This window comes from Butyrivibrio sp. WCD3002 (genome assembly GCF_000424265.1).
In the GTDB taxonomy this organism is placed as follows: Bacteria; Bacillota; Clostridia; order Lachnospirales; family Lachnospiraceae; genus Butyrivibrio.
In genome coordinates, this window is record NZ_KE384155.1 from 54164 (window position 1) to 77097 (window position 22934).

Sequence of the window (22934 nt, forward strand, 5' to 3'; positions counted from 1 at the left end):
GTATTATGGTACATTTTGTGGGAGCAGGACCCGGCGCGCCGGATCTTATAACCCTTAGAGGAAAAAATCTGCTGGAGCAGGCAGACGTTATAATTTATGCGGGATCGCTGGTGAATCCTGAGTTGTTATCCTATGCAAAGGAAGGCTGCGAAATCCACGACAGCAAGGAACTAAATCTCGATGAAGTTATAGAAATAATGAAAAGGGCAGACAGTGAAGGTAAGGATATTGTGCGTCTGCATACCGGAGATCCCAGTATTTACGGGGCTGTTAGGGAGCAGATGGATATCCTGGATGAAAGCGGCATAGCCTACGAGTCGGTGCCCGGCGTCAGCTCATTTTGCGGCGCTGCAGCTGCGCTGAACATGGAATATACCCTTCCGGGAATCACCCAGAGCGTCATTATAACCCGCATGGAGGGCAGAACTCCCGTGCCGGAGGCTGAGTCCGTGGAGGCTTTATCAAAACATGGCGCTACCATGGTGTTTTTCCTGTCATCAGGCGATACAAAGAGGCTCTCGGAGAGACTGATGAACGCGGGAATGCCCGGGGATACGCCTTGTGCCATCGTTTACAAGGCTACCTGGAAGGATGAAAAGAAATACATTTGCACACTGGAGAATCTTTCAGAGACAGCGAAGGCTTATAATATAAGTAAAACTGCGCTTATTATAGTGGGTGAATCAGTTGCTCAGTCAGGCTATGAGAAATCAAGGCTCTATGCACCTGAGTTCACCACAGAGTATCGAAAAGGAACAGACGCGGATGCATAAACAGAAAAACAGCCGTATAGCAGTGGTTTTTGTGGCTTTAGCGGTGCTGCTTATAGGCTCACTGGTGATCAATCTGTGTGTCGGAAATGTACGCATAGATATGAAAACAGTGTTTGACATTCTCTTTTCCGGAGCGGGAGATGAGAAAAAAAGAAATATCATAATGAACATCCGTCTGCCAAGAACCATAATGACCTTTGTTCTTGGCGGAGCCCTTGCTGTGGCCGGATTCCTGCTTCAGACCTATTTTTCAAATCCAATTGCAGGACCCTATATCCTTGGCGTATCCTCCGGAGCAAAAATGATGGTGGCTCTGCTTCTAATTATCATCGCCGGAGGAAGAGGCAGTACTAAGGGCTATATGCTGATTATCGCTGCCTTTGCAGGTGCACTTCTGGCAACAGGCTTTATAATCCTTATATCCAAAAGCGTGAAAAATATGGCTGCGCTTCTGGCTGCGGGCATAATGATCGGCTACATCTGCAGCGCCATTACGGATTTTCTCATAGCCTTTGCAGAGGATTCTGATATTGTGAACCTTCACAGCTGGTCCCAGGGAAGTTTTTCCGGAGCCACTATGGAAGGAGCTATTTACTGCATAGTCACGGTATCGGTTTCAATGATCTTCGTAATGAGCCTCGGAAAAAGCTTAGATGCTCTAAGGCTTGGCGAAGCCTATGCCAGAAGTGTAGGTGTAAATATAAGGCTTGCAAGGGCCTGCATTATAATTCTGTCTAGCATACTGTCAGCCTGTGTTACGGCTTTTGCAGGACCGGTCTCTTTTATAGGAATAGCGGTACCTTTTCTTATGAGAGAGTCTCTGAAGTCATCCAAGCCTGTAGTGATGATTCCCGCATCATTCATATCAGGGGCAATTTTCTGCCTTATCAGCGATCTGATAGCCAGAATGATCTTTGCACCCACAGAACTTAACATATCGGCGGTGACGTCGCTTTTTGGCGCGCCTATCGTCATTTTTATGATAATCAGGAGGCATAAGTTAAATGGGCATGAGAATTGAGAATTTATGCGCAGGCTATCATAAAAAGATCATAGTTAAGAACGTTGAACTGGATGTCAGGAAGGGCGAGATCATATCCCTTATCGGACCAAACGGCGGCGGAAAATCGACACTTCTAAAGAGCATTTCAGGAGAACTTAAGGCCATTTCCGGCACTGTTTATCTGGGGAAAGAGGATATCAGGAGTATTTCGCTAAAAGAGCTTTCAAAAAGAATGTCCATCGTAAACACAGACAGGGTAAAGCCTGAGCATATGACCGCCTTCGATGTGGTTTTGGCGGGACGTCTGCCCTACAGCGACGGTTTTGGTGTGCTCTCTGAAAGTGACAGAGCAGCAGCAAAAAGTGCCGGTGAGCTTATGAAAATCACGAAGTTTGAAGATAAATCCTTCAGCGATCTAAGTGATGGACAAAAGCAGAGGACGCTGATCGCGAGAGCAATTTGTCAGGATCCCGAATTCCTCATAATGGATGAACCTACATCCTATCTTGATATAAAGCACAGATTTGAGCTTCTGGATGTGATAAAAGAGCTTTCTGAAAGAGGTGTGACGGTGATCATGTCTCTCCACGAGCTGGAGCTGGCACTTCATATTTCAAACAGGCTCCTACTTATCAGAGATGATGGCAGCGTCAGCTGCAGCGACCCCTGCGAAGTTCTGAAAAAGGGACTGATAAGGGATCTTTATGACATGTCTGATGAGATGTATGAGAGGGTGAAAAAGCAGCTGGGAACAGGGTTTGATGGCGCTGATAGCAAGAGTGAAGGTAAAGGGGCAGAGAAAACCGGTAAGGAAACTGTTTCAACGGGCAGAAATGCCGATAATCCTCGCCATTCCTCCTACTTTTTAAATAAGGAATGTGAGTACTATCCCTGCCATGATCTGGCTGAGAAAAAATTCAGCTGCATGTTCTGCTATTGCCCTCTGTATGATATGGAGGATTGCGGCGGAACCTATACCTACACGGAAAAAGGCGCAAAGAACTGCAAGGATTGCACTTTTCCCCACGACAGAGACAATTATCCGGCGGTAATAAAAAAGCTTAAGGAAAAGATGTATGGAAAGAACTGAAGCGGAAAAATACAAGTTCATATGCTTCACTGACGCAGGCAGGGAGCTGATGGTGAGCTTAGCGGGAAAGTTAATGGAAGATTGGGGCGAGGTATTACCTGTCAGCAGCCTTAATGAGTGGGTTTCTGAAGTGTTTAAGCAGGGAAATATCCTTGTTTTCATAGGTGCGATAGGAATTGCCGTCAGAGCAATCGCGCCATATATGAAGGATAAGACCACGGATCCAGGCGTGATAGTAATAGATGAAAGAGGTCAGTTTGTTATTCCGATTTTGGCAGGGCACATTGGCGGCGCCATAGATGCAACCTATGAAATTGCGGAGATTACAGGTGCAGTGCCGGTTGTGACCACAGCAACAGATATTCGCGGAGAGTTTGCCATAGATGTTTTTGCAAGAAGGCACGATCTTGAGATCGATGATATGAAGCTGGCCAAGGAGTTTACTGCTAAGCTCTTGTCAGGCGAGGATGCAGTGTTTACGGTATCGCCAAGGACAGGAAGCAAAGCTTCGGATTTCAAGGTGACAGGTAAAGCATGGGATGTGGATTCTGATCAGGAGAATTCATCACCGAACGAATCGGATCATGGGCCTAATCTCATACCAAAATGCCTCATTGTGGGCATGGGCTGCAGAAAGGGTAAGAGCTTTGAAGAGCTGAGCGGCTTTCTGACAGAAATTTTATCGGAAAACAGGCTTGATCCAAGGGCACTTAAGGCTCTTGTTTCCATAGATATAAAATGCGAAGAAGATGGGTTAAGGAGCCTTTCTAATGCGTTTGGGATACCTTTTCTCACCTTTTCCGCCCAGGAGCTTATGGAGCAGAAGGGAGATTTTTCCTCCTCGGAATTTGCCCTTAAAACCACAGGCGCGGACAATATCTGTGAGAGGTCTGTAATGGCATACGGAGCGGATAAGCTCATTGTTCGCAAGACAGCAAAGGATGGAATGACAATCGCAATCGGAGTGTATGCAGATGAAGAATAAGAAGCTATGGGTCGTTGGAATAGGCCCCGGAAAAATAGAGGAAATGACTGTAAGAGCAAGGGATGTCCTTGCAGAGTGTGATGTTATTGCAGGTTACACAGTTTATTGTAATCTGGTGATGCCTTATTACCCTGAAAAGGATTACATCAGCACCCCCATGATGCAGGAGGAAAAAAGGGTTCAGATGGCTCTTGAGAGAGCAGACGAGGGCTTTGAGGTTGCTCTGATCTGCAGTGGTGATGCAGGCGTTTACGGAATGGCAGGACTGGCGCTTGCTGCTTCGAAGGACTATCCGCAGGTAGAGGTTGAGGTGGTTCCTGGGGTTACGGCAGCCCTCAGCGGTGCGGCTCTTCTTGGTGCGCCGCTTATTCATGATTTTTGCCTGATAAGCTTAAGCGACAGGCTTACGCCCATGGAACTTATAGAAAAAAGGCTTCGCGCCGCCGCTGACGCGGATATGGTAATTGTGCTGTACAACCCGGAAAGCAAGAGCAGAAGCGGATACTTGGCACATGCATGTGATATTTTAATGGAAAAACTGCCGGGTGACCGGGTTTGCGGCATAGCTAAAAACATCGGAAGAGACGGTGAAGTCAAAGAAATCATGACTCTTGAAAAGCTTAAAGAGTATTCAGCGGACATGTTTTCCACGGTTTTTATTGGTAATTCATCCACACAGAACATAGATGATTTTATGGTTACAGCGAGAGGGTACAAAAGTGAGCAGTAAGGTACTTGTTTTTGGCGGAACCACCGAGGGCAGGGTTTTGGCAGGATATTTACGAGATGCCAAAATCCCCCACGAGATCAGCGTTGCAACTGAATATGGCGGTGAAATCCTAAGAGACACCGGAGAGGACAGCCTTGTGGTTGGCAGGAAAAATGCTGAAGAGATCACGCAGCTTATTAAAAGCGACGATTTTTCAGTGGTTGTGGACTCAACCCACCCCTTTGCCACCGCTGTTTCAAAGGAGATAAAAACTGCTTGTGAAATGACGGGAGTCACCTATCTGCGACTTAAGAGAAACACGGATGCTGCCTTTGACGGTGGAAGGACGATTTTTGTCGACACCCTTGAGGAAGCGATTTCGGAGCTTTCCAAAGAAGAGGGAAGGATATTACTGCTTACAGGTTCGAAGGATCTTGAAAAAATCGCAGTCGGATTACCTGATGTATCCCGTGTATTTGCCAGAGTTTTACCAAATGAAGAGAGCATCGCAAAATGCGTGGCTGCAGGCCTTAAGGGCAGGCAGATAATAGCAATGCAGGGCCCGTTCTCAAAGCAAATGAATGTTGCCTTGATAAAGGAAGTTGGAGCCTCAGTGATTCTCACCAAGGAGAGCGGAAAAACCGGAGGTCTCGATGAAAAGCTGGAAGCTGCCGGAGAGTGCGGCGTTAAGACTGTTGTGATAAAGAACCCTGAAAAGCTTGCTGATAGCGGCGAAGGCTGCGATATCAGGGAAGTTATGGAACATCTTGCGAAGGACTTTGGACTTTCAATCTCCGATTTAGATGGAATTTTTGGCGCTGGGACTGCATCCTGTGCTCACGTTGGCGCTTCCCATGGCGAAAGCGCGGAAAAGAGCATCGTTCTCGGGGGAATCGGCCCAGGGGATGACAGATTTCACACTAAAGAGCTGCAGGAAGCCCTTGATAATGCGGACATTATTTTCGGTGCAGAGTCTGTTATTTCAAGGCTTGAGGGCACAGATATCCCTAAGATACCCATGTATAGGGGAGATGAGATATGTGAATATCTGTCGAAAAATCCCGGATTTACAAGACCTGTGGCTGTTTTTTCAGGTGATATAAGTCTTTGCAGCGGGGCAAAGAAGGCGGCAGTGATACTAAGGGCAAATGGTTACAATGTGACGACCATTCCGGGGATATCCTCAGTTACCCTGTTTTTAAAGGCGCTCAGAATAGGCCTTGAGGATGTGAGAATAGTAACCGCCCATGGCAGGAGCTGCAACGTAGGCGGTTATGTCAGAGAGTGCGAAAATCTGATAATACTGCCCTCCGGTATAAGCGATGCGCAGGAAATTTGCCGTGAAATATCGAAAAATACGGACAAAATCGTGATAGGCTACGAGCTTGGAACCGCCGATGAAAAGGTATTTGAGCTCGGTAATAATGAAGGCGAATTTGAAGGCCTCATGGGAAAATGCCTTATTTATGCACATAATGCAGGGGCAGCGGAGAGACCTGTAAAAGGCGGAATCTCCGATGATGAGTTTATACGCGGTAAAACGCCTATGACAAAGGAGGAAATCCGTGCTATTTCCATAAGAAAACTCTCTCTGACGTCGGATGCGATATTCTACGATATAGGAGCGGGAACAGGCTCTGTTTCTATAGAGGCGGCCCTTACAGCTCCCGGAATCAGCGTATTTTCAATAGAGAAAAAAGAGGATGCAGTGGCGCTCCTTTCGCAGAATAAAGACAAGTTTGGCGTATCAAATATGGAGATAATCGAGGGCACAGCCCCAGAGGCTTTGGCTGAGCTGCCTGCTCCCACCCATGCTTTTATAGGCGGAAGCAGCGGAAACATGAAGAGTATTCTTGGAACGGTCCTTGATAAAAATGCTAAAGCCCGTATCGTTATAAACTGCGTCACAGCGGAGACCTTTTCAGAGGTCATGGAATGCTTAAAGGAACTGCCTGTGGAAGAGCCTGATATTTTGCAGCTTTGGGCCAGCAGGCATAAAAAGGTCGGAAATTATCACATGGCAGATGCCATCAACCCTGTATATATCATCACTTTGGAGGGGAAGAGTTTTAATGGGTAGTAATGAATCATTTAAAAGACTTATGATTTGTGCGCCTGCCAGCGGAAGCGGCAAGACGCTTATTACCTGTGCTCTTTTACGAATACTGCAACGAAAGGGCTTTAAGCCGGTATCCTTTAAATGCGGTCCCGACTACATAGATCCAATGTTTCACAAGAGAGTACTGGGAATTCCTTCAAGGAACCTTGATATTTTCCTTGCCGGTGAAGAGGGAGTAAAGCGGACACTTTGCAAAGGAGCAGAGGACCGGGATTTTGCCATCCTAGAGGGAGTTATGGGCTTTTATGACGGCTCTAAGGCATCCTCAACAGAAGGCTCATCCTATGAAATAAGCTGCGTGACCGACACACCGGCAATCCTTGTTGTAAACTGCAGGGGAATGAGTAATTCAATAATTCCATTGGTCAAGGGCTTCGTCGAATACGGCCGTGAAAAGAGGATTCGAGGTATTATTCTGAATAACATTTCTCCGATGATAGCGGGGGATATTTCAAAGAGTATCCTTGAAAACACAGGTATTCCGGTGCTTGGCACAGTACCTGTTTTAAAGGATATAAAGCTTGAAAGCAGACATCTGGGGCTTGTTATGCCATCTGAGGTTGAAGGGATTCTTTCGATGATAGATAAGGTGGCGGATGCCCTTATGGAGAGCCTTGATTTTGAAAGGCTGGTGGAAATGGCTGATGGCGCCGGTAGTTTTGGTGACGCGGAAGAGAAAAATACTCTTTCGAATAATTTTGCTGACAAAAACTTGAATAATACTTCCGGCATCGAGGTCAAGAATCCTGTAAGAATCGGAATAGCCATGGATGAAGCCTTTTGCTTCTATTATGAGGATAACCTTGATCTGCTTCGTGAGATGGGAGCTGAGCTGGTGCCATTTTCACCGATTCATGATGAAAAGCTGTCGGAGGTGTCACATCTTATAATCGGCGGTGGCTATCCCGAGCTTTATGCTAAGGAGCTTTCGGAAAATAAATCCATGATAGAAAACCTTAAGGCTGCGGCGGCTTCCGGAATGCCGATACTTGCTGAGTGCGGCGGCTTTTTATATTTGCAGGAGAGCATGCAGGATCCTGAAGGTACAAAATATCCCATGGCAGGAGTGCTTTCGGGAAAATCCCACATGAGAGATAGGCTGTCCCATTTTGGCTACGTTATTGTCACCCCAAATAAAGACAATATCTATTTGAAGGACGGCGAAGAGATTCGAGCCCATGAGTTTCACTACTACGATACCACGGAAAATGGTGATATTTGCAGGATGACCAAGCCCTCAGGCACAAGAAACTGGGAGGGCTACAGAGCGCAGAATAAGGTTTTCGCCGGCTTTGCGCATCTTTATTATCCATCTTGCATGGCATTTATCAGGAGGTTTTTAGATGCTTGATAAAAAGGCATTGTTTGACATAAAGATAGAAAAACCTGACAAAGAAATCTATCAAAAGGCCCATAAAATCTGGGATGGAATCTCTAAACCCATAGACGGTCTCGGAGATTTTGAAGAGCTTATATGCAAAATAGCTGCGATTCAGCGTACCGAGCAGCCAAGAGCAGAGAAAAGAGTGTCGGTAATTTTCTGTGCAGACAACGGTATTGTGGAGGAAGGAATCTCACAAAGTGATAAGAGCATCACTAAAGCGGTAGCTGTCGCCCTTGGAAAAGGAATAAGCTCCGCATGTACCCTGGCGAAATCCTCAAAGGTCAAGGTTTTACCTGTAGATATCGGAATTGACTGCGATGAGAAAATCGAAGGCGTCAGGGATTTGAAGGTCTCAAAGGGAACCGCCAATTTTCTGAAAACGCCTGCTATGACAGAGGAAGAAGCGCTTTTGGCCATAGAACGAGGCATTGAACTTGTAGGTGAACTTAAGGGCGATGGATATGACATTGTCTCCGCGGGTGAGATGGGAATCGGAAATACCACCACTTCAGCGGCGGTTTTGGCAGCGATTCTCAGTATAGACAGCGATGATATTACGGGAAGAGGCGCAGGGCTCGATAATGAGGGTCTGCTTCGAAAAATGAAGGTTATCAGGGAAGGCATCAAAAAGTATGGCTTCCGTCAGCATATTCAGGAAACAGGAGAAACCGTTGATAAAGCAGTAGTTCCCATTGATATGAAAAGGAGGGCATTTGAAGCACTCAGGTGTCTTGGAGGCCTTGATATAGCGGCACTTACCGGACTTTTCATAGGTGGTGCAAAATATCATATTCCTGTTGTAATTGACGGAGTGATAAGCTCTACAGCGGCTGTATTGGCACAGACTCTTGTTTCCGGCTGCAGAGACTATATGATCGCATCCCACAGAGGCAGGGAGCACGGCAATGAGCTTGCCCTGAAAAGCCTGGGCCTTAGGTCCTATATTGACGGAAACATGGCTCTTGGAGAGGGAACCGGCGCTATCATGCTTTTTCCTCTGATTGACGTGGTGCTGGACTACTATCTTAATGGGGCTAAGTTTGGCGATTACGAGATTGATGAGTACGAGAGGTTTTCATAAATGACGATTTTGGTAGTGGGTACGCCTAATAGCGGCAAGTCGGAAAAGGCCGAGGAGCTGGCAGTGAAGCTGTCGGAGGGCGGAAAAAAATACTATATTGCCACCATGATACCCTTTGGAGAGGAAGGTGCACAGCGGGTTAAGCGGCATCTTGAAAGGCGTGACGGCAAGGGATTTTTTACAATCGAAAAGCCTTTGCGGGTTCAGGAGCTGGTATCTTCTGTGCCGGATTTTCCTGATTCTACCTGTCTTCTTGAGTGTATGTCCAATCTTATCGGCAACGAGATGCATGATGAAAACAACGCCGGAATGAGTGATGAGGCCCTTGCGGATTACATTACAGCTTCCGTAAATACGATAAGCGCTGCATCGAAAAATACGGTCATCGTTACAAACCATTTTCCCCTTGAAGATGAGAATTACGACGAAGATACCAAAAGGTACGTAAAGCTGATTGATATGGTAAACAGCAGGCTTAGAGCAGCGGAAGACATTGTCTATGATATAGAAGACGGAAAATGGGTTAAAGCGGTTAAATGACCCATTTGGGGAGTTTTTCCGGAAAAAGTATCGTCGCAAAGGAGCGTATTAACTGAGTGAAGATAATTAAGAGCATAATAATTTCATTTTCATTATATTCGAAGATACCGATGCCTATATTTGAATGGGATGAGGAAAACATGAAGCATGCCATTTCATTTTTGCCCTTTGTGGGTGCGGTGATCGGCGCGCTTTCATATCTTTTGCTATATGCCGGTATAAGGCTGTCATTACCTGTGATGGTGACAACCCTTCTTATGACTGCACTTCCGCTTATCGTAACGGGCGGCTTTCATGTGGACGGCTTCATGGATGTTCAGGATGCGCTTCATTCCTACCAGCCAAAGGAGAAAAAGCTGGAGATCATGAAGGATCCTCACATCGGTGCTTTTGCTGTGATCAGCGCGGGAACTCTGCTTCTTATCTGGCTTGCGGCCTTGTACCTGCTCCTTGGCACAGCTAAGGTTAGCGAGGATTTTTCACTGGTCTATATTTATATGGCGGCGTTTTTCTATATTCGCGCTCTTTGCGGCATCACGAGTATAGTTTTTAAGAATGCAAAAAAAGACGGAATGCTAAATATGGAAACAGGCAAAAGCAGCAGCGGGGATGTGATTTTCTTAAGTATTCAGGCGGCTCTGGCGGTGGCCTTCATGGTATATCAAAATCTTTTGGCCGGAGTGGTCTGCGCCGTGGCAGGATGCCTGTTTTGTCTGTGGTATAAAAAGCTCTGTGATAAGCAGTTTGGCGGTGTAAGCGGCGATACGGCGGGCTTTTTTGTGGTAATGGGCGAAGCCTTTTTGCTGATAGTTCTGGCGATTTTGTGAGAGGAAATTTAGAAAATTGATGATTTATCATATAACAGCGTTTTTTATAGGGTTCTGCCTTGACCAGATAATCGGCGATCCCTGGAATATCCCGCATCCCATAAGACTTATCGGGAATCTTATAAGCTCTTTGGACAAGCGACTTTTGGGAAAAACAGATGAAAATAACAGGAACAGCAAAAGCGAGTTTATAAGGGGGATTTTTCTCTGCATTATCGTGACAGTGCTGACGGTGGCGGTAACCTTTTGCGTAGTATTTGGGGCATATGCCATAAGTCCGTATCTTGGAATTATTGTGGAGGCGGTTCTGACCTGCTATATTCTGGCAGCCAAGAGCCTTCAGGTGGAGAGCATGAAGGTTTATTTTGCCCTTCGCGACGGCACAATTGAGGATGCAAGGTATGCGGTTTCCATGATTGTGGGAAGAGATACGGCCTGCCTTGATGAAAAAGGCGTCCAGAGAGCAGTGGTTGAGACAATCGCTGAAAACACTTCAGATGGTGTTATCGCGCCGCTGATCTACACCTTTATCGGCGGACCTGTTCTTGGTTTTTTATATAAATCCATAAATACCATGGATTCCATGGTGGGCTATCACAACGACAGATACGAATATTTTGGCAGGGCTGCGGCAAAGCTTGATGATGTGGTGAATTACATACCCGCGAGGATCAGTGCGATTTTCATGATTCTGGCGGCTTTTATAGGCGGAAAGAGCTTTTCGGGAAAGAACGCCTTTAGGATTTTTAAGAGGGATAGATATAATCACAAAAGTCCCAATTCAGCCCAGACAGAAAGCGTCTGCGCCGGGGCTTTATCAGTGAGACTGGCGGGAGATGCTTACTATTTTGGCAAGCTTGTAAAAAAGCCCTATATAGGTGATCCTGTCAGGGAGATAGAACTTGATGACATTAAGCGCGCCTGCATACTTATGTTTATCACAGAGTATCTATGCCTTTGCGTGCTGCTGGGGATTGGATTTTTGGTGTGGCATTTTATCTGATTATGACGGTAGCTAAAGAATGAAGACTTCGCATTTGGGGTTGATTATTGTTTTAGGAGGAAGGCTGTGCTTCACGGCGGCGAGATATACGACAAAAAAATAGAATACGACTTTTCGGTGAATCTGAACCCGTACCCATGCTCGGAGCAGGTGACGGAGGCGCTTCGAGATGCAGTAAATGACGTAGATAAATACCCGGACATTACTCAAAGGCTCTTTCGGGAGAGCGTAGCAAAGGCGGAGAATAAGCTTTTAGTGGGCTTTTCTGAAGCTTTTGGTGATGAGAGCAGGTGCGGCGGTGCTGAGAATTCGGATTTAAGGCTTACATCAGGAAACATTATCGGTGGAAATGGCGCATCGGAGCTGATTTTTGCCATTGTAAGGATGCTTAATCCCGGGAAAGTGCTGCTTCCCGTGCCAAGCTTTTATGGATACAGACACGCGCTGGTGTCATGCGGTGATGTCAATACATCAATATATCAATGTATCGAAGAGAGCGGGTTTGAGCTGCGAGAAGATTTTGCCGACAAAATCGATGAATCCACAGATCTTGTGATTATCACCAATCCCAACAATCCTACCGGAAGGTGCATAGCGCCCAATGTACTGGGAAAAATTGTAAAGAAGTGCGCTGCGACAGATACAGCACTTATCGTTGATGAGTGTTTTTTTAATCTGGCATGGACACAGGAAGAATACAAGGGATTAAGCGGGGATTTGGAATCGGATAAAGGCGACACCCATGGAAGATGCGCGCAGATGAGCGCTGTCCGTTATCTGAGCAAGTGCCCCAAGCTTTTCATAATTAACGCATATACCAAGCTATTCTCGATACCGGGAGTTCGGGTGGGCTACGCCATCTCGTCAGAGGAGAACATCAGGAACTTGGCTAGATATCTTCCCGAGTGGAACATGTCGGTTTTTGCCCAGAGAGTGGGAGTTGCATGCGCTAATTACCTTATTTCCGGTGATTTTATTAAGCAGTCGAAACGGTATATTTGCGAAGAAAGAGCGCTTTTGATGGACGCTTTCAGGAAGCATGGCTGCAGAGTATACCCTTCGGACACTAATTTTTTCCTGATTTATAGTGAAGAGGATTTGTTTGATAAATTACTTTGCAGTGGTATACTGATTCGAGATTGCGCGAATTTTGAGGGCCTTGGAAAGGGTTATTACAGAATCGCAGTAAAAGACAGAGAGGCCAATAGAAGGCTGATCATAAAAATGGAGGAGACATTATGAAAAACAACAAGAAAAGTATTATTATCGGAGGATTAGTCCTTGTAGCACTTATCGCAGTATTTGCGGCAGTTTTTGCGTTTAACAGACCTGCAACCAACAAGGGCGGCAAGAGCATTGTAATCGAAGTAAAGAACAGTGCAGGTGAAGTATCAAGCTACGATCTTTCTACAGATGCTGAGTACCTTAGAGGCGCCATGGATGAGCTTTCAGAGAACGGCTCAGGCTTTAGCTATTCAGGCTCAGACAGTGATTACGGTCTTATGGTTGAGTACGTCAACGAAGAAAGAGCTGATTACGCGCAAGATGGCGCTTATTGGGCACTTTATGTAAACGGTGAGTACGGCCAGTACGGCGCAGATGCTCAGCCTGTAGCCGACGGCGACACATATACCTGGGCTTATGAAGCAGCTCAGTAATTAAAATGCCATCGTGCCATTGGGGACGGTTCTCTTTGGCACGACAGAGGTGCCACCGGGGACGGTTCTCTTTGGCACGCTATAACAGCGTGCCAAAAAGAACCGTCCTCGGTGGCATGGCCTCAATGGCATAATTAACGAATTTAAAGGATAATACAAAAATGACCGGAATCGGAAAAGGATTTTCAATTCTTGATATAGCGCAGATAGGCATTATGGTCGCTGTAATAGAAGTGTCGAAGTTTGCACTCAGCGGCATGCCAAACATAGAGCTCACCAGCTTTTGGCTCATAATGTTCACGCTATATTTCGGATGGAAAATCGTAGCAGTGGTTCCGGTTTTAATTTTGGTGGAAGGTGCTTTCTACGGTCCACATCTCTGGTGGATCATGTATCTTTACACCTGGCCGCTTCTGGTGGCAATTGCCTGGTTTTTCAGGAAAAACACATCAGCCCTTCTGTGGGCCATAATCTCCGGAGTGTTCGGGCTATGCTTTGGAGCTCTTTGCTCTATCCCTTATTTTGTAATCGGGGCAAGCACAGGCGGAATCGGTGCCGGTATTCGCTCAGCCTTCACCTGGTGGGTCGCAGGAATTCCATGGGACTTTGTTCATGGTATAGGCAATTTTTCCATAATGCTGGTATTGTTTCATCCGATCGGCAAGGCAATGCGACTGGTAACGAAGGGGAATAGCACATTATTATAAACTAGCATGCCATCGGGGACGGTCCCCAATGGCATGACGTCCCCAATGACACATCAATTTTCTTATATTTCTTTATTTCCTTTTAATTCTCTGATTTTTCCAAGTATCATTTTTTCATTAAATGTAAAGAAGATGCAGGCACCAATAAAGCATGTGATGAATGCAATAAGGGCTGTAGCGCGGTAGCTCTGCTTTGTTTGTGATATGGTTACGGATGTGAAGGTAACCAGTGCGATTGCCTGTCCCATTTTAAATGCGAAGGTCCTCGCTGCAAAGAACATGCCACTTCTGTCTTCGCCGGTTTCAAGTCTTGTGAGCTCAGCCACATCGGCAACGCAGGCCTGTGGAAGAATACCAAGGATAGCCATGGGAATTGCTGCTGTGATGGCTATGATGAAGCCCCAGTGAAGGCCGGTTCCGCACATTGTTGTAATCAAGAATACACAGCAGTAGGCGAAGAAACCGGTAATTATAAGAGTCTTTTTGCCAATTTTCTTTGCGAGGATATTGATGATGGGATACAGCATGACGCTTATTGCAGTCATGGTCGCTGTGAGCATGAAAGTCCAGGTATCCTCAATTTCCATAAGCTGTGTTTCATAAAATGCAAGACCTGTCTGGAAAAGTGTGAGTGCAAAGAAATAAATAACATCACTGTATACAAAGCGTCTGAACTGCCCATTTGAAAAGGTTTTGGCCAAGGATTTGAAGGGCTTTGTATCACTAGGCTTGGAGTCGATGTAGTCACGCTCATTTATATAGAACGAGGGAATCAACATCGCGATGCAAGCAAGAGCAGCCATTACCGCAACTGAGAGGCGAATGGAACCTTTTTGTCCTGCGATGCCTTCAAGCGCACCTGCAACATTAGGAAGCAGGAAGGAGATACTCTGTCCTACGATAAAAGTAAATGATATAAAGGTTGATACGTTTATTCTGTGCTGCTGGGTATCGCCAAGCTCCGCAATAAGCGCATTGTAGGGAGTACAGAACATGGTCATGAAAAGATAAAAAACCATCAATAGTATGAAAAGTATTGTATCATTCAAGGCGATATTAGAAGTTTGGGGAAGCACGAAGAGGCCTACCATGCAGAGTGAAAACGGAATCGCCATTGCACGCATGAACGGAATCCTTCGTCCGCCTTTGTAGTTACTTCTGTCGGACCAACCGGCTATAAGAGGATCAGTTACGGCATCGAAGATTCTTCCGGCGGCGAGAACGAGGCCAAAAAGAGTGAGTTTAAACAGAATGGGTGACTGGGTGATGCCTGATGCAAAAACACCGATGTTGGGATTCTGCTCGTTGGGGGTTCCTGTATAATAGTAAACCATCCAGTTAGAAACGACGCCAGAGAGAAGACTCCAGCCAAACTGTCCAAGAGCAAAAATCCATAAAAGTTTATTGGTTATTGGTTTAAGTTGCTTCATTTTATTAGAATCTCACTTTCTAAAGAGTATGAAACCATTATACCTCGTTTAGTATCCGCATGCTATTGGGGACTCATGCCACCGGGGACGGTTCTCTTTGGCACGATTCCATTGAGCGTGCCAAAGAGAACCGTCCCCAGTGGCACATTTTTTCTTCTTTACAAACAAGATTTTTAGTGATATAGTTTTCAAGCATTAATAATCCACCCTTATTCAAGGGAGACAAATAGAACAAAGACTATTTGTAATTTTCCATGTTTGAGATATTTATTTTTGGAGGTAATATTATGCCGCGAAGAGCTAGGCGCATGAGTGATTATGGATACATGCACGTAATTGTGCGTGGAATTGGAAGACAGATTTTATTTGAAGACAAAAACGATTATATGCATTATTTACGCAAGCTTGAACAGTACTGTATAGAAACAAATATAAAAGTATCTGCGTATTGTCTTATGGAAAACCATGTTCATCTTTTAGTACATGGAGAGCCGGAAATGATAATTCTTTTGATGAAAAAAATCGGTGTTAGTTATTCAAGCTATTTTAATAAAAAATATGATCGTGTAGGACATCTTTTCCAAGACAGGTATTTGAGCGAACCGATTGAAAATGATGTTTATCTTTTGACGGTATTTCGATATATTCTCAAGAATCCACAAAAGGCCGGAATCTGCAGCCCTGCTCATTATAATTGGAGCAGTTATAAACTATATGAGGAAGAGTCAGAATTTCTGGATTTATCACTTATTCAGAAGATGTTGGGGAGTAAAACGAAATATGATAAATTTATTTTGGATTCAAATGATGATGATCTTTGTCTTGATTATGATGGAAACAGACATGACGATGAGTGGGCAAAAGAGGTGATTGCTGAGTGTCTTGGAATATCTACAGGCACTATGCTGCAGAACTATAGCAAAGCTGAGAGAAATTCTGCAATAATCAAACTTAAGAAATCCGGGTTATCAGCCAGGCAGATTGAAAGACTTACCGGAATAGGTCGTAATATTGTTAATAACATTGTAAAATAGGATGCCAAAGAGAACCGTCCCCGGTGGCATGGTGGCGCAGAAACGTGCCAAAGAGAACCGTCCCCAGTGGCATGGAGGAGAACTTACTATGACAATTCAAGAGCTTTTACAGGAACAGATTGATAAAATCTATGGCGTTCAAGCCGGTAAAAAGACAGGAAGTGTACTTATCCCTGCCTTTCTTGGGGATTATCGGAAGGTACTTGAAAAAAGTAATCTCGGAGTGACAACATCAGAGGAATACATGACAGAAGATAAGCTGATGCATCTTGTTTTCACAGGACAGCGCAGGATGGGAGCCAAGGGCTTTGACTTTATAGTGACGTCATGTGTATGCAATGACAAAGAGCTTCTCTCAGAGGAATTGCCGCTTTTTTCTAGCATTGTGTGACGTGCCAAAGAGAACCGTCCCCGATGGCACCAAGATTATCATCCCAAATGACGCAATATATGATATTATAGCGATTGTGAAATAATTTTGGAGGGAAAAAGGTATGAAGAAAATTTCAACAAGGGCGCTGTCTATTTTCCTTGCATTTATGCTTCTTTTTGTATCAGTGGGAACAACGGCAAGCGCAGCAAATTACGACAAGGTGGCAAAGCGTGTTTGCGCCAAGTACACCAAGGCAGCTAAAGCAGGTTCTTTTGTCGGCAAGGTAAAAGTTACTTACAAAAAGCAGAAGGGAACATACAATTTCACTTTCACTCTTAATATGGATCAGGATGCTTCAATCTTTTCCATGCTTAAGATGATGGGTGGAAATTATTACAATGAAACCCGTGATTCTTTTAAGAGTACTACTACCAAGCTTAGAAAAGATATTAAGAAGCAGGGTATCAAGAAAGCCAGTGTTACTTACATTGTTAAAGCCAATGGTACAAAACTGTGGGTGGCTAAAAACGGCAAAATTACATATGACAAGTATAAATAAAATAAAAGGAGCATGTCACGTTTGTCTTAACGTGACATGCTCCTTCCTTTAGGATTTTTACGAGTTCGAAAAAACTTATTAAGTGTAAATTATGCCCTTAGCGCCTGATTTTCTGAAGTATTTTCTGTATTTTTTCTTTTTTGACTTAGGGAATTTCAGCTTAATTCCCCATTTTGTTTTGCCTAAAGCCTTAGCACCGACTTTCTTAAGAACCTTTGTTTTAACTGTAAATGTGCCGAGATTCTTACAATTAAAGAAGGCCTTTGCACCAATTTCTGTGACTCCGACAGGAACGGTGAATTTTCCAAGCTTTGCAAGACCAAAGAAGGCCTGATTACCTATCCTGTTGACGGAAGCAGAAAGCTTGAAGGATTTTGCTTTCTTACAGCCAATAAAGGCTTTATCACCGATACTGATAATGGTATAAGTCATGTCTTTATGTGTGACCTTAGCAGGAACTACATAGTTTTTCTGCTTTTTATTAACGGGAGAAACCAGTTCTACGGTCTTGGCTTCCTGAGAGATAACCTTGAAGTTGTATCCGTTTTCAGTGAAAGTTGCATCATAGTACTCTTCAGTGGGGGTGGTAGTAGGATTAGTATTTGAGTTTGTTGGTGCTTTCTCCCAAACGGCGTAGAGGGTTGCGGGAATTTCGTAGGTATTGGTTTTATTGTTTATAGCACCTTTATTATCAAAAAGAGTAGCGATATCTGAGGCGTTAACTTTTGCTCCGATTGCATAGTCCGCCTTGGTTGCGTTTTTATCCTTTGCCCATCCCAAACACTTAAAGCCATCTCGTGTGGGAGCATCGGCAAGGGTAATTCCTTCATCATATGAAACTTTTAATTCGGGATCAGAATTTCCACCACCGTTTTTGTCAAAGCTTACAATTACTTTCACGGGATAGGCACGGAGAATATTTTCTTCACTATCACTAATAATGTTTATGTAGGCATCGCATGCCAAAGAGAACCGTCCCCAGTGGCACACAGATAACAGTACCGGTAATAATACACCTTCAACACAGTCTCAGCAGGCATCTGCAGCTGCAGGAACACAGACTGTAACAGTCAGTGGTTCCTACGTTGTAAGTGGCAACTACGAGGTAAAATACAAGGCATCAGCCGGCAAGAAGATCAAGAAGCTGTCCATTTCTTCTTCAGTAACTATCGATGGTCAGACCTATACGGTTACATCCATTGGAAAGGGCGCTGTAAAGAATTGCAAGAAGCTCACATCACTTACAATTCCTGAAAGCGTTGTGAAGATTGAAAAGGGTGCAGTTACCGGTTGCGGAAAGCTTGGTAAGATAACTGTCAACGGTAACACACTTAAGACTGTTCAGAAGGGAGCATTCAAGGGCGTCAAGGCAGGCGCAAAAGTAACAGTATATGCAAAGGATCAGAAGACCTTTGACAAGGTTGTTTCAATGCTCAAGAAGGGCGGACTAAAGAACGCCAAGTTTAAATTCAAAAAGAAAAACTAATTAAAAAATCACCGGCCCGTATGGACCGGTGATTTTTTGCTGACAAACTTATTTACCCTTTTTCATTTTGAATTTAAGCTTTTTAACATTAGTGCTTTTTTTGATTTTCTTAACAATCTTATTAAAGACTTTCTTATTTTTAGCGGTAATTGTGATTGTAGCATTTTTCTTAATGTTGTTGAAGGCACCCTTTTCTATGGAATTAAGTGTATTGCCGTTTATGTATATTTTACTTAAATTTTTACAACCAGAGAATGCATCTGCTGATATCTTGGTAACAGTTTTAGGTATTGTTACTTTTGATATACCTTTTTCATCCTTAAATGCGTTTTTACCAATTGAAGTTACAGCATAGGATTTACCATCTATATCTGTGGAAGAAGGGATGGTTACATTTTTTTTGCTGCCAGTTGTACCAGTATATGAAACGGAAGTTTCACCGGTGATTTCAAATACATTATCAGAGACAGTTTCTGTGCTTCCAATCGGATGTAATTTTTCAGCTTCTTTTTGAGGTACAGCCTCAGTTATTGAATAATTCACGGTGACGCTGCCTGTGAAGGGATCTATGCCCTTGATGGTAGCAGAAGCAGTACCAACGTTTATGTTATTTGAATAGGTAACGGTATAATCTACACCCTTGGTCAGCGTCTCATTGTTGTATTTTACCGTAATAGCCGGTTCCTTTGGTGTTCCATCGCATACAAGGCTGTTATTAGACAATGTAATCATGTCTTTAGTTATCTCTATTGGAACAATGTATTCAGCATATGCTGAATACCCACTGCTGCTTACAGCTTTGATGTTTCTTGGTATAGCCATAACGCGGGCTTTAAATCTTAAATGTGTTGCAGCCTTCTTGAAGTTGCTATAGTAGTTATCAGAAATAGTATAGCTATTTGTTTTTATTGTGGTAAAGCGGTACATGTTCACGGATGTCTGACCATCGAATACCTCAAGCTGGACATTATAGGATGCAGCGTCAGGAATAGAGTTCCATCTTAGTGTTATTCCATCCCAGTGCAGAGAGTCAGGCGAAGACAATTTGGTTGTTGCGTTGACTTCAAAACTAAATTCAGGAGAAACCGAACCAATATCGTAATTTGGGTAGGATTGGTCTGCATTTATTCTTGCGGCTTTTATTTTTACTTTGTAGGTTCCGTTAGAAATAATTTCGGGAGACAAATCAAAGTTTTCAACTCTGGCATATGTTACATTAGTAAGAGTGAAGGTGGTAACGAGTCCACTTGGATTAGTAAAGCGGAGATAGTAATTGATATCCGTAGCACCGTTATTATTTGTATCAAAAGAGAGAATGCCGGAATCACTTACCATTATATTACTGGGGGCATTAACTGGCTCAGGGGCATTACTGATCACGTATTCATTAGAAAAAACGGATGTCAAACCTGATTCAAAATCAGCATTACTAGGATTATCGATTTTTGTTGGAGAAACTAAAACACGAAATTTATATGTTCCATTCCCGCATTCATTAAGAGGCATTACTCTTGTACAATATACTTCACAGTCGTTTTCGCCATCATAAATAATTGAATAGACGGAGTCATTTTTATACAACTCAATATAGTAATGGCCAAAATCATTATTTGAATAGTAATCGATATTTATGCCATCTTCATCCTCGTACCAGCTAAGATCAACTGGAGCAACAAGAGTAGCTGTAGATTCATCTATGGTATCTTCGTCATATATGTCAGACATAAGAGAATAATCGCCGTAGATAATATCATCATCATCGTCGTAATCACCGACTCCTGCGCGAACTTTAAAAGAATACTGTTCGTTTGGAAATTCATTCATTATATCGCTAAGATTAGCAGAATATGTTTCTTTTCCGTTAATGGAATCAACAAAGAACATATGATTAGAGTTGACATTATTGTGATATAAAGAGACTTCATAAAAATCTGCACCGTTTACACCCTTCCAAGTAGCAGTGCAGTATCTGGATGTGCTCCATCGTATATCCGTTGGAGCAGACAATGATGTGTTGGCACTTGCATGTAGTACAACAGGGGCTATACCAAAGGTTTGTACAAGTAAAAGTGAAAAAATGAACAGAACAGCTGCATAAATACAGTGCAGCCTTTTAATAGAGCATAACAGCTTTGATAGTAATTTCATGACTTCCCTCCTAGAAAATTTTTTTCATAAAAAACATTACTACCGCTGGTAATATAAGTAAAGTCGGGAAAATGCCAAAAAAAGATATAATAATGTTGTGTAAAATAGATGACACATGCCAAAGAGAACCGTCCCCAATGTGGTCAAATTAAGCCCAGAGCCCGCATAAATACTGTGTTTTTTAATATCACAATTTCAAATTCTACACCAAAGCCCCTATTCATGGGGCTTTTCTAAGTATGGCGGGCATGCCGCCGGTCTGTGGTGAAAGTCCACGTGGGGCGTAGTTGCCGACGAACCCCAAAGCGACTCCCAAGGTTTGCATCGTGAGGTGTAGGCGAGAAGAAGGGATAGCGAAATCGTAGCCTGACGAACAGAAACCTGATATTAAGGCGTTTGCGGCGGACTAGCTGGCTTAGAGCAGTTAAATCCAAAAGGCAACCGTAACCCGTAGGCGTAGATCAGGCAGGTAGACGAGGAAAGAATGGTAGGCTTATCCCGCGAGGTCTCACAGGCGGTTTCATTTGCCGTAGTAACAACGAACTGTGAGAAGTCAGCAGAAGCCGTAGTAGGTAATGTTCTGAAATGGGCGTTACCAAAGGGCTGAACAATGTAACAGTGTAATCAAATGTATGCTCCATGGAATACCCGACAGCGGAAAAAGGCGAAACGTAAATGAGCAGGTACCGCACAACCTAAGGCAAATCCATGGGAACGGAAAGGAGAGAACACACAAGGCAATGTCAGAACTGTTGGAAAAGATACTGTCCAACGACAACATGAACGCCGCATACAAGAGAGTCTGCGCCAATAAAGGAGCAGGTGGTGTAGATGACGTGACTGTAGACGAACTCGGCGATTATATCAAAGAGAATTGGAACAGTATCAGAGAGCAAATCAGGCAGAGGGAGTACAACCCCCAACCGGTCAGGCGGGTAGAAATACCCAAGCCAAACGGTGGAGTGAGAAAACTCGGTATTCCGACCGTAATGGACAGGGTAATTCAGCAAGGCATTGTGCAGGTGATAAGCCCCATGTGCGAGCCTTTGTTTTCGGAATGGAGTTATGGCTTCAGACCAAACAGAAGCTGTGAAATGGCAATCAGACAACTGCTTGTTTATCTGAACGAGGGATACGAGTGGATAGTTGATATCGACTTGGAAAAATTCTTTGACAACGTACCGCAGGACAAGCTCATGAGCCTTGTCCACAACATCATCAATGATGGCGACACGGAGTCACTTATTCGCAAATACCTCAAAGCAGGGGTTATGACACCACAGGGTTACGAGGAAACAAAACTCGGAACCCCGCAGGGCGGAAATCTGTCACCACTACTGTCGAATATCATGTTGAATGAACTGGACAAGGAACTTGAAACGAGAGAACTCCGCTTTACAAGATACGCTGATGACTGCGTTATCGCTGTCAGAAGCGAAGCGAGTGCAAAGCGAGTCATGCGGACGGTGACGGACTGGATACAAAGGAAACTTGGGTTAAAGGTTAACATGACCAAAACCCACATCACAAGACCGCAGAAACTTAAATATCTTGGCTTTGGATTTTACAAGGACAAAAATGTATTAGAGTGGAAATGCAGACCGCATCAGGACTCGGTTACTAAGTTCAAACGAAAGCTTAAAGAACTGACTTGTAGGAAGATGCCTGGAACTGTTACAGGTAAGATTACGAAAATCAACCAGGTAACAAGAGGGTGGATAAACTATTACGCTCTCGGCTCTATGACGACAGCAATGACTGAGGTTGACGCACATTTAAGGACGAGGCTTCGGGTAATTATATGGAAGCAATGGAAAGTACCGAAGAAACGCCAATGGGGATTGCAGAAGTTAGGTGTGAATAAAAACATTGCACGGCTTACATCGTATTGCGGCGATCGCTATCAATGGGTCGTCACGAAAACGTGTGTTGTCAGAGCAATTTCCAAAGAGGTGCTTGCCAAGGCAGGTCTCATCAGCTGCCTTGATTACTATAATGAGCGTCATGCTTTGAAGTTATGTTGAA

At 44.1% G+C, this 22934-nt stretch carries 23 protein-coding genes; 20 read left to right on the forward strand and 3 right to left on the reverse strand.

Annotated elements, in window-relative coordinates; genetic code table 11:
• The first annotated feature begins 5 nt into the window (after nt 1-5).
• From cobM to G608_RS0118905, 14 genes are all read left to right on the forward strand, one after another.
• Complete coding sequence (gene cobM, locus G608_RS0118840) at nt 6-773, forward strand: precorrin-4 C(11)-methyltransferase (RefSeq protein WP_026497284.1); 768 nt, start codon at nt 6-8, stop codon at nt 771-773.
• Nucleotides 766-1794, forward strand: coding sequence for a FecCD family ABC transporter permease (locus G608_RS0118845; protein ID WP_026497285.1), 1029 nt, complete (start codon nt 766-768; stop codon nt 1792-1794). The genes cobM and G608_RS0118845 overlap by 8 nt, the downstream gene beginning before the upstream one ends.
• Entirely contained in the window at nt 1778-2866 is a 1089-nt protein-coding gene (locus G608_RS21940) for an ATP-binding cassette domain-containing protein (protein ID WP_051209555.1), read from the forward strand. The genes G608_RS0118845 and G608_RS21940 overlap by 17 nt, the downstream gene beginning before the upstream one ends.
• Nucleotides 2853-3851, forward strand: coding sequence for a cobalt-precorrin 5A hydrolase (locus G608_RS21945; RefSeq protein WP_051209557.1), 999 nt, complete (start codon nt 2853-2855; stop codon nt 3849-3851). The genes G608_RS21940 and G608_RS21945 overlap by 14 nt, the downstream gene beginning before the upstream one ends.
• Nucleotides 3841-4581 carry a precorrin-3B C(17)-methyltransferase gene (cobJ, locus tag G608_RS0118860; RefSeq protein WP_035796281.1) on the forward strand — a complete coding sequence of 247 codons (741 nt, stop codon included), beginning with the start codon at nt 3841-3843 and terminating at the stop codon, nt 4579-4581. The genes G608_RS21945 and cobJ overlap by 11 nt, the downstream gene beginning before the upstream one ends.
• Nucleotides 4571-6640 (forward strand): precorrin-6A reductase, encoded by a 2070-nt coding sequence (gene cobK / locus G608_RS0118865; protein ID WP_026497287.1) that lies wholly within the window; start codon nt 4571-4573, stop codon nt 6638-6640. The genes cobJ and cobK overlap by 11 nt, the downstream gene beginning before the upstream one ends.
• Entirely contained in the window at nt 6633-8030 is a 1398-nt protein-coding gene (locus G608_RS0118870) for a cobyrinate a,c-diamide synthase (protein ID WP_026497288.1), read from the forward strand. Before cobK ends, G608_RS0118870 begins: the two co-directional genes overlap by 8 nt.
• Entirely contained in the window at nt 8023-9144 is a 1122-nt protein-coding gene (locus tag G608_RS0118875; RefSeq protein ID WP_026497289.1) for a nicotinate-nucleotide--dimethylbenzimidazole phosphoribosyltransferase, read from the forward strand. Before G608_RS0118870 ends, G608_RS0118875 begins: the two co-directional genes overlap by 8 nt.
• Nucleotides 9145-9684, forward strand: a complete 540-nt coding sequence (locus tag G608_RS22710) for a bifunctional adenosylcobinamide kinase/adenosylcobinamide-phosphate guanylyltransferase (protein WP_051209559.1) — start codon at nt 9145-9147, stop codon at nt 9682-9684. It abuts the gene before it with no gap.
• 56 nt (nt 9685-9740) lie between these two features.
• Nucleotides 9741-10511, forward strand: coding sequence for an adenosylcobinamide-GDP ribazoletransferase (locus G608_RS0118885; RefSeq protein WP_026497290.1), 771 nt, complete (start codon nt 9741-9743; stop codon nt 10509-10511).
• Nucleotides 10512-10530: 19 nt separating this feature from the next.
• Nucleotides 10531-11514, forward strand: a complete 984-nt coding sequence (cbiB, locus tag G608_RS0118890; RefSeq protein WP_026497291.1) for an adenosylcobinamide-phosphate synthase CbiB — start codon at nt 10531-10533, stop codon at nt 11512-11514.
• 66 nt (nt 11515-11580) lie between these two features.
• Entirely contained in the window at nt 11581-12756 is a 1176-nt protein-coding gene (locus tag G608_RS0118895; protein WP_026497292.1) for a pyridoxal phosphate-dependent aminotransferase, read from the forward strand.
• A complete protein-coding gene (locus G608_RS0118900) occupies nt 12753-13172 on the forward strand; it encodes a DUF4430 domain-containing protein (protein WP_026497293.1) in 420 nt (139 codons plus the stop codon). The genes G608_RS0118895 and G608_RS0118900 overlap by 4 nt, the downstream gene beginning before the upstream one ends.
• Before the next feature lie 161 nt (nt 13173-13333).
• Nucleotides 13334-13879 (forward strand): hypothetical protein, encoded by a 546-nt coding sequence (locus tag G608_RS0118905; protein WP_051209561.1) that lies wholly within the window; start codon nt 13334-13336, stop codon nt 13877-13879.
• Between the two features lie 62 nt (nt 13880-13941).
• On the opposite strand, the gene G608_RS0118910 is transcribed toward G608_RS0118905, so the two are convergent.
• On the reverse strand, nt 13942-15309 hold the full coding sequence (locus tag G608_RS0118910; protein ID WP_026497295.1) for an MFS transporter: 1368 nt from the start codon (nt 15307-15309) through the stop codon (nt 13942-13944).
• 287 nt (nt 15310-15596) lie between these two features.
• Here G608_RS0118910 and G608_RS0118915 point away from each other — a divergent pair, with 287 nt between their 5' ends.
• From G608_RS0118915 to G608_RS0118925, 3 genes are all read left to right on the forward strand, one after another.
• A complete protein-coding gene (locus tag G608_RS0118915; RefSeq protein ID WP_035796283.1) occupies nt 15597-16343 on the forward strand; it encodes a transposase in 747 nt (248 codons plus the stop codon).
• Nucleotide 16344: 1 nt separating this feature from the next.
• On the forward strand, nt 16345-16734 hold the full coding sequence (locus G608_RS0118920; protein ID WP_196810253.1) for a hypothetical protein: 390 nt from the start codon (nt 16345-16347) through the stop codon (nt 16732-16734).
• Nucleotides 16735-16837: 103 nt separating this feature from the next.
• Nucleotides 16838-17275: a hypothetical protein gene (locus G608_RS0118925; protein ID WP_026497298.1), complete on the forward strand. Its 438-nt coding sequence runs from the start codon at nt 16838-16840 to the stop codon at nt 17273-17275.
• A 78-nt stretch (nt 17276-17353) separates the two neighbouring features.
• On the opposite strand, the gene G608_RS0118930 is transcribed toward G608_RS0118925, so the two are convergent.
• Entirely contained in the window at nt 17354-18175 is an 822-nt protein-coding gene (locus G608_RS0118930) for a leucine-rich repeat protein (protein ID WP_196810254.1), read from the reverse strand.
• A 268-nt stretch (nt 18176-18443) separates the two neighbouring features.
• On the opposite strand from G608_RS0118930, the gene G608_RS23075 reads away from it, so the two are divergent.
• Nucleotides 18444-18761, forward strand: a complete 318-nt coding sequence (locus G608_RS23075) for a leucine-rich repeat protein (RefSeq protein ID WP_330367115.1) — start codon at nt 18444-18446, stop codon at nt 18759-18761.
• Between the two features lie 48 nt (nt 18762-18809).
• Here G608_RS23075 and G608_RS0118940 read toward each other — a convergent pair whose 3' ends face one another.
• Nucleotides 18810-20909 (reverse strand): leucine-rich repeat protein, encoded by a 2100-nt coding sequence (locus tag G608_RS0118940; protein WP_026497301.1) that lies wholly within the window; start codon nt 20907-20909, stop codon nt 18810-18812.
• A gap of 484 nt (nt 20910-21393) precedes the next feature.
• Between G608_RS0118940 and G608_RS24210 the strand changes: the two genes are divergently transcribed.
• Both G608_RS24210 and ltrA read left to right on the forward strand, forming a co-directional pair.
• Nucleotides 21394-21516: a hypothetical protein gene (locus tag G608_RS24210; RefSeq protein WP_255345380.1), complete on the forward strand. Its 123-nt coding sequence runs from the start codon at nt 21394-21396 to the stop codon at nt 21514-21516.
• Between the two features lie 133 nt (nt 21517-21649).
• Nucleotides 21650-22933, forward strand: a complete 1284-nt coding sequence (ltrA, locus tag G608_RS0118950) for a group II intron reverse transcriptase/maturase (RefSeq protein ID WP_026497302.1) — start codon at nt 21650-21652, stop codon at nt 22931-22933.
• The last annotated feature ends 1 nt before the right edge of the window (nt 22934 follow it).